This is a genomic window from Pontibacter sp. HJ8, from assembly GCF_054824225.1.
In genome coordinates this window covers 1-13,053 of sequence record NZ_JSYF01000094.1, presented here as the reverse complement: position 1 = coordinate 13,053, position 13,053 = coordinate 1, and the positions used below count along the sequence as shown (strand labels likewise).

Here is a 13,053-nt window from a genome sequence, read left to right as displayed (position 1 = left end):
TTTAGTTGATTTAGTATCAGATACTTATATGTAATTATGACTGCGTGATCAAAACAATAGGCTTAAATATATGTTTTGGAATGTAACCTTTTACGGATTTTAACAATAGAGGTAAAAAGCGTTTGTCTGCTCTATAGCAAATGGAAGCGCCATACCAATCCTTATCAAGGTGATCTCACTCTGCCTGTTATGAAAACAAAGCCTCGCTGATGTGGTAAGGGTTTATCACAGTCAAAGTTAGGTTTGGCTTGGTAAATCATATTTATTGAAAATTTCGTTATATCCGTGTAATAGCCATTTCACCCTTTAATCCTGATCCGATGCATCAATTTCTACACAGGCATCTGTTCTTTAGCCTGCTTGCTGCGTTTTTGTTTCTGATTGGACCGGTTGCGGCACAAACACCTGCGCCCAACTGCCCGGCTGTCATTACGATCACCTCACCGGATCGTACGGTTTTGTGCCAGGGAGAAACAACTACATTGAGAGCAAGCACAGGAGTAGGATTGACCTATGAGTGGCTTCGGAACGGAACGGTGATCGCGGGCGCCACCGGAGAAACCCTGCAGGTGAGCACGGAAGGAAATTACCAGGTGCGGGTTTCGGGAAGCGCCTGCCAGTCCAATACCTCTGCCGAAACAGCCATCACCGTAAACGCGCCTCCCAATACACCCAACTTCATCGTAGACCCCACAACAGCCGCCTGCTCCGGCACGCCGCTGAAATTCTCTGTCAACGCGCCGCAGCAAGATGTGATCTATACCTGGGCGTTTGGAGATGGTAACACCGCCAGAGGAGCTGAAGTACAGTATACCTACAACCGGATCGGGACAGGTATAGAAACATTTGATGTGGAAGTGTTTGGCACCAGCACCCTAACAGGTTGTGAATCCCAGAAAGCGACCCGCCAGGTACAGGTAAGGCCACTGCCTGAATTCTCTTTCTCCGAAAAAAACAACTTCGTAACCTGTCTTCCGGATACCATTGCCGACGAAGATATCAGCGTAACAGCCGAGATTACCAACACCACCCAGGAGCCTTTTTTATCTGACATCCGGAGCTACTTTGTGGATTGGGGCGATGGCAGTGCGCCGGTGCAGTACCGGGCTTCCGACTTTCCGATCTCAAACCCAAACCCTTACACCAAAGTAGGAGACTTCGAAATCGTGATCAACGTAGTGGCTGGCAACGGCTGCTCCGAACCTTTCACACAGGTATACAGTGTCAGCAAAGAGCCCAAAGCCGGTTTCTCGCTGGCTAAGAAGCGGGCGGATGAAAGTCAGCAGCCGCCCTGTGTGCCCGTCATCGTAACACCGACTGACAGTGCGACCGGTGGTGGCCTGACCTACAAGTGGTCGGTGCAGCCGGATAAGGGCTATGTACTAGAATCAGGCTCCCTGACCGATTCCCTCCCCGTGTTCCGGTTCACAGAGTCAGGCGTGTATACCATTGAGCAGATCGTGACCAACGGCTGCGACAGCGATACCGCTTCGCAAGGGATTGTTGTAGGTTGGCCACAGGTGCAGGGGCCCCAGGGAGGAGTGTTCTGCGGTCCCACCACGATAAATCTGGGAGGCAGCGGCGCCGGTGGCGGTGGCATACCTGGAGGAGGAGGTGGCGGCATATTCATCGACAAAAACCTGGGAGAGGAAATTACAGTCACCATCTCGATCAATGGTCCGAAAGGGCCGACGACGCGCACCTTTAACACCGATAACTTTCCGTACTCGTATGATTTTGACAGGCCGGGCACGTATACCATTGCCGTCGAGGCCGTGAACGAGTGCGGGAGCTCCAACGCCATCTTCCAGGGGCAGCCGCAGCCGCCGATCCAGGTGATCATCATCCCGCCGCTTGCGCTGCCTACCATCCAGAACCCGGGCATTATCTGCGAAGGAGATACCGTGCGGCTCACGCCTACGGGGCCGGGGCCTACTTACGCCTGGTTTGACACAGACGATCCGGCTGCTTTGCCCCTGTTCGTCGGACCCTCGTTTACAACTCCTGTCCTCCCCGGAGGTATTACAAATTACTACGTAGCAGCCCAGGATTCAGCACAGGGCGTGCTGTGTACAGGCCCCCGCAAACAAGTGACGGTTCGGGTAAATCCGAGAGTGGCCAACAACGTGATCGAAGGCGAAACTACGCGCAGCGTCTGCAAAGGAGGCGTACTGGCCGAGCTGACAGGCACCCGGCCGTCGGGCGGCGACGAGACCACGTCGTATACCTATACCTGGGTGCGCAGTACGACCGGCCCTAACAGGGGCTATGCCGCAGCACCCGGCGTGAACAACAACCAGAACTATACCCCTACCGAGCCGATTGGCGCTACGACCTGGTTCCGGCGTGTGGTGCGCTCGGCCAACTGCTCCCCAGATTCCAGCAATGTGATCGAAGTGGTGGCCGTGGATCCGGTGCCGCCAAGTGCCAATACGGTAAGCCCTGCTTTGCAGGAAATATGTACAGGCGATACGCCGGCGCAGCTGGTCGGATCGCAGCCGACGGGCGGGGCAGGCGGGCCCTATACCTACCGTTGGGAGCTTAGTACCACCGGGCCGAACACCGGCTTTGTGCCTGCGCCTACGCCGAATGAAGGCGAGAACTATACCATTCTGACCACCCTCACAGGAGATACCTGGTTCCGGCGGGTCGTGACATCGGGCAGTTGTGATTCGCCTTCGGAGGCGGTTAAGGTTACTGTGTTCCCGGCCCTTGCCAACAACACCATCACGCCGGCGCAGCAGGATGTCTGTACCGGAACTGCGCCTGCAGCCCTTACCGGATCGGCCCCATCCGGCGGAAATGGTACTTATACCTATGCGTGGCTGGTGAGTCCTACGGGAGCAGCCGGAAGCTTTACGGCGGCGCCAGGTACCAACAACCAGCAAAGCTATACCCCGGGGGCTATTACCCAGACGACTTATTTCCAGCGGGTCGTAAGCTCCGGCCAGTGCAGCCCCAACACGAGCAAGCCAGTGGTGATCACTGTGCGGCCTAGCATTACGGGCAACAGTATAGCGGCTCCGCAGCAGGTATGCTCCGGCGTTCAGCCGGCGCCGCTGACGGGCAGTACGCCATCCGGCGGAAATGGGGCTATCACGTTCCGTTGGGAGAGTAGCATCAGCGGCCCAACGACTGGTTTCAACCCGGCACCGGGCAATAACTCCGGCGCCAGCTATACCCCGCCGGCACTTACGCGCGATACCTGGTTCCGGCGTGTGGCACTCTCGCAAGGCTGCGACAATGCATCCGATGCCGTGCTGATTTCTGTCAATCCGTTGCCGGTGGCGCCTACACTTACAGTGCGAGACGCTAAGGCGTGCCTGGGTGGTTCCGCTACCCTGACGGTAGCCGATACCCATAGCAATCGCATTGAGTGGTACGATGTCCCAACTGGAGGCACGCCGCTCTTTGTTGGCCGCACCTTTGTGACGCCGGAGCTGGACCGCAACACGACCTATTATGTGCAGGCCGTGAACAACAATAGTTGCGCCAGCGCTACCCGTACGGCTGCGACAGTTACCATCGTGACCCCTCAGGCCGAGGCCGGAGAGGATGTGACGATCATACAAGGAAAGACGGTGGAATTGCGTGCTTCCGGAGGTGCTACGTATGTATGGGAGCCGGCTGAAGGGTTGAGCAACGCGAATGTAAGCAACCCGGTCGCCAGCCCGGATGTAACAACTACATATACCGTTACCGTGACCACGGCGGAAGGCTGTACGGACACCGATGAAGTGACGGTGACCGTTATCCCGGCCATTTCTGTTCCGAATGCTTTCTCTCCGAATGGCGACGCCGTGAACGAGGTATGGGAAATAGGCAACATCGAGAATTATCCGGATGCGCGGGTGGAAATATTCAACCGCTGGGGCAGCCAGATATTCAGCTCTACCGGCTATGGCTCGCCCTGGGATGGCACTTATAAAGGAGAAGCGCTCCCTGTGGCGACCTACTACTACATCATTTATCTCAACAGCTCCGAAAAGCCAATTTCCGGGAATGTGACCATTATCCGATAATCTATTATGAAAAAGCTGCTCCTTCTTCTCATTGTTTTTGCAGGTGTTGCAGTGCAGGCTGTTGCGCAGCAGCGCCCCCAGTATAGCCAGTACATGGTTAATAACTTTCTGCTCAATCCGGCCCTCACAGGTATAGAAGACTACGCCGATATACGCGTAAGTAACCGGCAGCAGTGGGTGGGCCTGGAGGGAGCTCCGGTCACGTATTATGCAACTGCCCATGTGCCGCTTAACAAAGGGATGGCCAGCACTTCTTATGCCAAAGCCCTGGCGCACCACGGTGTAGGGGTTGTTTTTCATACCGACAAAACAGGCCCGCTGCGTCGCACCGGCCTCGCCGGTACCTACGCCTACCACCTGCCCCTGACACGTACCATAAACGCCTCGGCAGGTGTAGCTGCCGGGATTATACGCAATTCGGTCAATTCAGCTGATCTGCAGTTTACCAATCCCAGCGATCCGTTGGTAGGGGGCGGCAGCATCAACCAGAACGTGCTAGACCTGACGCTGGGCTTCTGGGTGTATTCCCGTAATTTCTCCCTTGGGATTTCGGGGGCGCAATTGCTGGAGAACACCGGCAGCTTCCGGGCCTCAGAGAACCACAGCGTTTCCCTGGACCTGCAGCGCCATTACTTTCTGACAGGAAGTTACCGCTTCAGCCCGGTAGACAAGATAGATTTTATTCCTTCTTTTATGCTGAAGCTCGCTGACCCCAGCCCCCTGGCAATCGACCTCAACCTGCGCGCCCTGTACGATGAGCGGTTCTGGGTAGGTGCCTCGTACCGGCATAAGGATGCTGTGGTAGGTATGGTAGGCGTATACGTCAGCCCCTTGCTGGATATCTCTTATTCCTATGATGCCACCACGTCCAACCTGAACCGTGTCAGCGCAGGTACGCACGAGGTGGTCATCGGCTTCAAGCTGCTCAACGATCGCCGTATTATTTGCCCGCAGTGGGTTTGGTAGTAAAATCCAGTCTTATTATTGTTGCTTTCTGAAGGGGTGGCTTCTCCTGCAGCTCCTTTTGTGTAGTCACTACGCAACCAAAAAAGTTTTATATCCAACCGGCAAAGAGTATGCAAAATTGTACCTAATATTGTATACTTTAAAAAGCTACCAGTATAGGTTACATGCGTTTTTAGTCTGTCTGGCTATAAAATACTGTTCTCTTGTCTTTTTTTTACATCCTCCTCTTCTCTGGTATAGGACTGGGTTCTAAATAAGTTTAAACTTTTAGTTAAAATTTGTTTTATACCGTTATTTCTTAAATTTTAGAAGGAAATATAGCCCGAAGTATATGTAATATACTTTAGAAGCTTTTTTATGTACTTTTTAAAGTATATACTTGCGCCCGAATTGGGTAGATAGAAAAGTGTAAAACGGGAGGGTGGAGTAGACGCCAGCCTGTTGTGCATTTATTGTACTAATATAAACGCCAGGTTCTATAACAAACTTATACTGAAAATTTCATGACAAGCTTCTTAAGAAAAGCCATGCTCCTGGTAGCAGGCTTTTGGCTGGTAACGTTTGCCGTCTTGGGACAGCAGGCTCCCGCGCTTGGTACATTCTACGACTTCAACGTAGTAGGTTACCAAAAGGTTGTTAGCACCAATAATACAATTGTTCGTGCCAAACTTGCTTCTGTGCTCACCGATGCAGAAGGTTTTCCTCCGGGAGTTGTGCGGCAAGGAATAGAGAACCGAACGCCCGCAGCTATCCAAGCACACAAGGATGCCGCTTCAGCCTATTCGGCTGCTCTGAATGCTCCTAATAAATCCCCGATTGATAACGCCCGCTGGGGTAGCGGCCCTTTCACCCCCGGAGTGTATGAATTCAACGGAGATGCGACCATCAACGCCAACGTCAAATTAAACGCGCAAGGCAATTCCAATGCTGTTTTTATCTTTATAATAAGAGGCAATCTTTCGATTACATCAGGCTCAAATGTGGAGCTGGATGTAATTACAAAGACAGCGAACGTATTCTGGATCGTGGAAAAGGATCTGGTAGCAGGGAATGGATCTTTACTGAGCGGAAACTATCTTGTTAAGCAAAACATCACCTTAGGTGATGGCGCAGGTGTCAGGGGCCGCGTGGCAGCTCTTGAGGGAGAAGTGGGCCTGAATCAGAACTCTTTTACCTTGCCTACGGATCTTGAAATTACGATCTCAAAGTCGCCCGGGAGTATGGGGGAAGATTACTATGTGATGGGCGAAACCATCACCTATACCATCAACGCCATCAACAATGGTCCTATCGATGATGGCGAAGTATTGGTGAAACTCAGCTTTACAGGTATTGATTATACTTTCAACCCGGATGGCCAGGTTGAGTTTGTTAACAATGAGTGGCAATGGAAAGTTGGCAGTCTGCTAAAAGGAGCAACCAAAACACTCACCATTACGGCCAAAATACCAGCCACCAACAATGGTTTGATAAGCGGCAGCATAGCGGGTGTAACCGTTGATGAAATCCAGCAGAACAATAGTAAGACGCTGTCCTTTTGTGCTGTTTTGCCAAAACCAGGTGATATTACAGGCCCTGCAGAACTATGTGTGCTTGGGGAGGGAGAATACAGTATACCTCAGGTTGAAGGAATTACGAATTACTATTGGGAAGTACCGAGTGGATGGAAAATTGTAAGCGGGCAGGGTACGACGAAAATCAAGGTAGAAGCCTCGGTTCGGAATGATAATGCCCAGATTCAGGTTACTGTTTCCAATAGCTGCGGAGCCAGCCCTCCAAGCCGTCTTAAAGTAGGCAATTATCCGGATAAACCGGAGAAACCGGGTCCCATTACCCCTCACGAGGGATTGTGTGCAGGCGATGGCGCTTCCTACTCCATACAACCGGTGTTAAATGCTACAAGTTATATCTGGAGCGTTCCGGAAGACTGGAAAATTATTTCCGGGGATGGCACCACCAAAATTTCGGTACAGGTTGGGACCGTAGCCGGAAAAGTGACTGTAATAGCGGCAAACGCATGCGGGCAAAGTATTCCTACCGAACTGGAAGTTAAGCCTTTCCTCGGACCCCCTGCTACACCGACGTCTATTTCCGGGGATGGAAAAATAACTATCTGCGTTACGACAGAAAGGGTATCTTTCAGCGTAAGAGCCAGCACCGATGTAAAAGAATATGTATGGAAGAATTACCCAACTGAGTGGGAAATTATTTCAGGGCAGGGTACCAACACCATCACGTTTGATCCGAATGGCAAGGCCGGTACAATTTCGGTGAATGGCATCAATAGTTGTGGTGGTAGCTCCCCTATAACATTTGAAGTAGTGGTTGTGCCGGATCTGCCGGTTCTGCCGGGCGAGATCAACGGTTCCTTCCCTATATGCAAAGGCAGTGAAGGTACTAAGTATTGGATAGCGGAGGTGCCGTATGCTTTCAACTATGTTTGGGCCGTTCCGACTGGCTGGACGATTACTTCCGGACAAGGAACAAACGAAATCACAGTTAAGTTAAGCACGGAGGCGAGTAGCGGGGAGCTGTCAGTTGTTGTGACCAACACGTGTGGTAAGATCGGCGAAAGCAGCAAGCCAGTAATAGCAACTACAGCCAAGCCGATTGCTCCAGCCAAAATAGAGGGCGAACAGTTTACCTGCTTTACGACAGAAGCCTATTATCAAATTAATCAGGTTGAAGGAGCGCAGGACTATGTTTGGGAGGTGCCACAAGGCTGGGTAATAGTAGAAGGCCAGGGGACGACCCGTATCAAAGTGAAATTTGGAACGACGGAAGGAGCTGTAACAGTAAAAGCCCGTAACTCCTGCGGTCTGAGCGATCCTGCTTCGCTCCAGGTGAAACCCTTCAGCCCGATTCCTTCCATACCATTTGTTATTATCGGGCCTGGTAAGGATATATGCGTAGGCCAGAAACAGGTAGTCTTTCAACTGGACCCGGTTGACCAGGCCCAACGCTATACCTGGGCGCTCCCTGATGGTTGGACAATCAAAGAAGGCCAGGGGACAAACAGAATAGTGGTAGAAGTAACTACGGGTGCAAAAACAGGAAAAATCACTGTAAGAGCCTCAAACCCGTGTGGCACGAGCCAGGCAGCCGAGCTAGCAGTGACGCCTTTACCGGATGTGCCGGCTCCTAAGCCAGGTCCGATAACAGGACAAGCACAGTATTGTGCCGGCCTCAATCAGACTTACTCTATCGCGGCAGTGCCTGGTGCTACCTCCTATCACTGGACTTTCCCGGGAGCGGACTGGGTGATTCTGAACGGCGAGGGCACAACCAGCATCACTGTAAAGGCGGGTGCAACGCAAGGGCAGGTGCGCGTAGCGAGCGTCAACAATTGCGGTTCAATTGGTGCAACCTCCGGGCTTACAGTAGTAAACGTAGGCGAGGTGCCGCCGGCTCCGATAGCGATCACCAGCGACAGCGAGCCCTATTGCAGCAATGCCAGCAACCTGATTTACCGTATCCAAGCCGTGCCTACAGCCGTCCACTATGAGTGGAAGGTGCCAGCCGGCTGGACCATTACTGCCGGGCAGGGCACTACCCAGATCACAGCGAATGCCGGAACATCCGGTGGCGAAATCACTGTTGTGGCCATCAATAGCTGCGGACAAAGCGAAGCCATCGCGTTGGCAACTGCGCCGCAGCGACCATTGGTAAATCCGGAGGCAATCCAAGGCCCTGCCATACCGTGCTTTGGAAGAACAGACGCGCTGTATTCTGTGCCGGCCATTGACGGCGCAGTGAGTTACGAGTGGAGCATACCTCAGGGCTGGAAGATTCTGGAAGGAGCAAACACTAACCGCATCCGGGTACAGGTAGGCACCAACGGCGAAATAAAATTGAAAGCCCGCAATGCATGTGGTGCAACTGCTGAAGTTAGCAAGAAAGTAACCGTAGTGACGGCAGGGCCGTTCCCGCCGGCAGCCATCTTGGGAGAAACTACCACCTGCGCGACACGCACCGCCACTTACTCCATAGCCGAAGTGGCCACTGCTGCTACTTATAATTGGGCAGTGCCTGCCGGCTGGACGATCCTGTCAGGCCAGGGTTCTCCGCAGATTACGGTACAGGTAGGTACAACATCAGGCGATGTAAAAGTAAACTCTGAAAACGACTGTGGTAAAAGTGCCGACATTGCGCTGGCCGTTACCGCCACTCCGCTTCCGACGATCAGCCGCATTCTTGACCGCACCATTGCCTGCGAGGATATCGCTACGTTTGAGCTCGAGTCAAACAGCACGGCCAGTACCTATACCTGGGAAGTGCCGGCAGGATGGGAGATTCTGTCAGGCCAGGGCACAAGCATCATCACGGTCATGCAGGGAGATGCCAAAGGCGAAGTGAAGGTAGTGGCCGATGATGGCCAGTGCGTAAGCGACCCGGTTGTGCTCTATTCTGACCCAAGTCTACGGGAAGCCACCCTGGTTATTCCGAATGTATTCTCGCCAAACAACGACGGCAACAACGATACCTGGGAAATCGGGAATCTGCAGAACTTTGCAGGCAACGACCTGGTCATCCTTAACCGTTGGGGAAATGAAGTTTACAAGAGCAAGTCGTACCAGAACAACTGGAACGGCGACAAACTGGCCGAAGGCACCTATTACTATGTACTGCGCGTGACATTATGCAACGGCAATGACAAAGTATTCAAGGGGTATGTGATGATAGTCAGATAAGAAGAAAACGTATTAAGCTTATTACAATGCGAAAATTATGGGTGCTACTGGTGTTGTTGCTGACCTATGAAGGGTATGCGCAGCAAGCGCCGCAATACACACAGTATATCTTTAATGAGTTGATCATCAACCCCGCGTATGCCGGCAGCAAGGAGATACTCAATGTAAATGCGACGCACCGGAGCCAGTGGGTAGGTATAGACGGTGCTCCTACCACGCAGACGCTCAGCCTGGACGGCTCTTCCCGCAGTGGCTTGATCGGGTATGGTTTCAATGCGATGAACGATGAACTGGGCGCGCAGCGGCAACTGGGACTGCATGGCAACCTGGCCGTACGTTTGCAGATGAGCGAGACAGCCAAGCTGGCACTGGGTTTTGCCGCCGGAATATCGCAGTATACGCTGGACGGAACCATTCTCAGGCCAGGCAACCAGCAGAACCCGGACCAAGCCGTTCCCCAGGGAAAAGTGTCCGAGATACTGCCTGATTTCAAGGTGGGTGCTTTCTTCAATACCGAGCGCTTCTTTGCAGGCCTTTCGGTGGCAAACCTTCTCAAATCAAAAGAAGAAGACTTGGAGGTGACCACGCCCAGAAGGCATTTTTTCCTCTCGTCTGGTTATGTGTTCGACCTGTCTTCCGCTGTCATCTTCAAGCCCAGCATAATGGTTAAAGAAGATTTCAACAGCCCGACCAGCCTGGATCTGAACGCGTTCTTCCTGCTGGGCGAGCGCATCTGGCTGGGCGGATCATACCGTACGGCCGTGCAGGTACATACGAACTTTTCAGATGAGTATGCCCTCGATAAGCGCAATGCCTGGGCAGCGATTGCGCAGCTTTACGTAACGCCGAAGCTGCGTGTGGGTTATTCCTATGATGTCAGTCTGAATGCTCTGAAGCAGCATGCAAGCCACGAAATTTCAATCGGGTATTCTTTCTTTAAAAAGCAGGATGCCCGCATGCTGACACCACGATACTTCTAATACATTCCGAAAACAGACATGAGAGTACAATCACTAGTTATCCTGGTTCTTCTTGTTGTGGGGTGTTCTTTGCCGGTAATTCTGCAGGCTCAGAAGAAGGAGATGAAGCAGGCCGAAAAGCATTTCAACAGCTTTGAGTATGCCTTAGCGCTTGAAGCTTACAAAAAAATACTGGAGTCTACAGAACCCAATGCCTATATGCTGGAGCGCATCGCGGACAGCTACCGCCTGATGAACAACAGCAAAGATGCCGAGTTCTGGTATGCGCAGGCTGCAGGCTTGCCAGACGCCAGCCCGGCCAGCCTGTATCATTATGCCGAAGCGACCAAGCGAAACGGAGATTATACGAAAGCAAAAGAGCTCTTCCAGCAGTATGCCAGCCGCGTACCTGAAAAAGCAGAGCAAGCCCGGTTGCTGGCTGCCTCCTGCGACTCCGCCATGCTGTGGATGAGGCAGCCGAAGTCGTACAAGGTGGCTGCCGAAACCGGTTTGAATTCAACAGGCGTGGATTTCAGCCCGATCACCATGCCCGGCGGTGCCATGCTCTTTGCTTCCGACAGGCTGGAAGCACCCGACAATGCAAAAAACAATGCCAAGAAAAAGGAGCGGTTCAACTGGACCGGCAATGGCTATGTACAGCTTTATCTGGCGCCGGCTACTTCTGACTCCACATGGGGCAAGCCAGCCCCGCTTTCAAAAGAAATAAACACCAGCTATCACAATGGTCCGGCTTCTTTTCTCGAGCAGGAAGGCATACTTTTCTTTACCCGCACCAACAGCATGAAGCGGGGCAGGTCCAAGAAAAATACAGATCCTACCAGCTGGGTAGGAAGTGCCAACGAGAGCAGCGATTACATCAACCGGCTGGAGATCTATACGGCCAAGCGCAACAACGATACCTGGGCCCAGGTGCAGCCCTTCAAATACAACAAACCACAGGAATATTCTGTCGGTCATCCGGCCGTAACGCCTGACGGCAAACTGCTCTACTTTGTATCTGACATGCCGGGAGGCCTGGGCGAAACGGATATTTATTACAGCGAGCGCCAGGGAGATGGCAACTGGGGAAAGCCTGTGAACGCCGGTCCTGTCATTAATACCAGCGGCCGCGAGAGTTTCCCTTCCATTGGAGCGGATGGCAAGCTGTACTTTTCCTCCGACGGGCACATCGGTATGGGCGGCCTGGACATCTTTGTGGCCGAAGGCGAGCGGGCCCAATGGGCAACCGTAAAGAACCTGAAGTACCCGCTCAACTCTTCCCGGGATGATCTGGGGATGATCATCGATTCGACAGGAACAAAAGGCTGGCTGGCTTCCGGCAGGGAGAGCGCCAATGGCTTTGATAATATCTACAACTTTGAGGAGGTGCCGGTGGAGTGCCAGCTGGTAGGCGAGACGATAGAACTCGTAGCCATGCAGGGCACGCACTTGAAAAAGAAAGTGAAAGTGGGCAATGTGCTGCTGCAGTTGTTCGAAGAAAACGATGGCACCATGAAGGAGACCCATACGGATTCGCTCGGAGCCTTTGGTTATAAGGTGCAGGCAGGTATGCAGTACACCATCCGGGGAAGCAAGAAAGGCTACCTTACCCAGACCATCCTCTTCACGCCTGACTGCCGCTTCAACATAGACTCGCTGCTGGTTGAGATGGTGTTGTACCGCGATACGCCAGACGTGCCGATCGTGCTGGAAAACATCTTCTACGACCTGGATAAGCACGACATCCGGCCGGATGCCGCCCTTGAACTGGACAAACTGGTGATGGTGCTGAAGGAAAACCCAACCATCCGTATCGAGCTGAGCTCCCACACCGACAGCCGCCAGACGCGTAAGTACAACCAGGATCTTTCGGATCGCCGGGCGAAGGCAGCGGTTGAATACATCATCTCGAAAGGTATAGACCGCAAGAGGCTGGTAGCAAAAGGATACGGAGAAACACGATTGCGCAACAAGTGCGGAGATAAGGTGGAATGTTCGGAGGAAGAGCACCAGGTGAACCGCCGAACCGAGTTCAAGATCATCAGCAAATAAGCAAGGTATAGCATAACGCAAAATCCCCGGCACGCAAGGAAGTGCCGGGGATTTTGCGTTAGGATTGATCTCTGAATGCTATACCTGCCCGAGGGACTTACTGAGCCGACCAGCCACCATCTACCGGTAACAAGGCTTGGGTGAACTGACTTTGAATAAAGCAGTTGACGGAATGTTAATCAAAGCTTAAAAATCAATCTGGTGCAGATAGGCAGAACCTTGGGTAACCAGGATGGTGTCTTGTTTTTCCAGCGGTTTCGATGATTTCCTGTCTATGCCTCTGGTGACAACGATGACGGGCGTATGGGATGGAATATAGAGGGGGTTTTCAGTATAATCCATACTAACGGCGCCTGTTTCGTT

At 52.6% G+C, this 13,053-nt stretch carries 5 protein-coding genes; all 5 read left to right on the top strand.

The window, feature by feature from the left end:
- Positions 1–371: 371 nt before the first annotated feature.
- Positions 372–4,022, top strand: coding sequence for an Ig-like domain-containing protein (locus tag OB13_RS05680; RefSeq protein ID WP_461489183.1), 3,651 nt, complete (start codon positions 372–374; stop codon positions 4,020–4,022).
- 6 nt (positions 4,023–4,028) lie between these two features.
- The gene (locus OB13_RS05675; protein WP_461489182.1) at positions 4,029–4,988 is read left to right on the top strand and encodes a PorP/SprF family type IX secretion system membrane protein; all 960 of its coding nucleotides are present in this window, start codon (positions 4,029–4,031) and stop codon (positions 4,986–4,988) included.
- Between the two features lie 503 nt (positions 4,989–5,491).
- A complete protein-coding gene (locus OB13_RS05670; RefSeq protein ID WP_461489181.1) occupies positions 5,492–9,679 on the top strand; it encodes an ice-binding family protein in 4,188 nt (1,395 codons plus the stop codon).
- A gap of 26 nt (positions 9,680–9,705) precedes the next feature.
- A complete protein-coding gene (locus OB13_RS05665; protein WP_461489180.1) occupies positions 9,706–10,659 on the top strand; it encodes a PorP/SprF family type IX secretion system membrane protein in 954 nt (317 codons plus the stop codon).
- Positions 10,660–10,677: 18 nt separating this feature from the next.
- Complete coding sequence (locus OB13_RS05660; protein ID WP_461489179.1) at positions 10,678–12,690, top strand: OmpA family protein; 2,013 nt, start codon at positions 10,678–10,680, stop codon at positions 12,688–12,690.
- Positions 12,691–13,053: the final 363 nt, after the last annotated feature.

Excerpts from the sequence above, each read along its gene's own strand:
- OB13_RS05675 (WP_461489182.1), top strand. The coding sequence starts at position 4,029 with ATGAAAAAGCTGCTCCTTCTTCTCATTGTTTTTGCAGGTGTTGCAGTG.
- OB13_RS05670 (WP_461489181.1), top strand. The coding sequence starts at position 5,492 with ATGACAAGCTTCTTAAGAAAAGCCATGCTCCTGGTAGCAGGCTTTTGG.
- OB13_RS05665 (WP_461489180.1), top strand. The coding sequence starts at position 9,706 with ATGCGAAAATTATGGGTGCTACTGGTGTTGTTGCTGACCTATGAAGGG.
- OB13_RS05660 (WP_461489179.1), top strand. The coding sequence starts at position 10,678 with ATGAGAGTACAATCACTAGTTATCCTGGTTCTTCTTGTTGTGGGGTGT.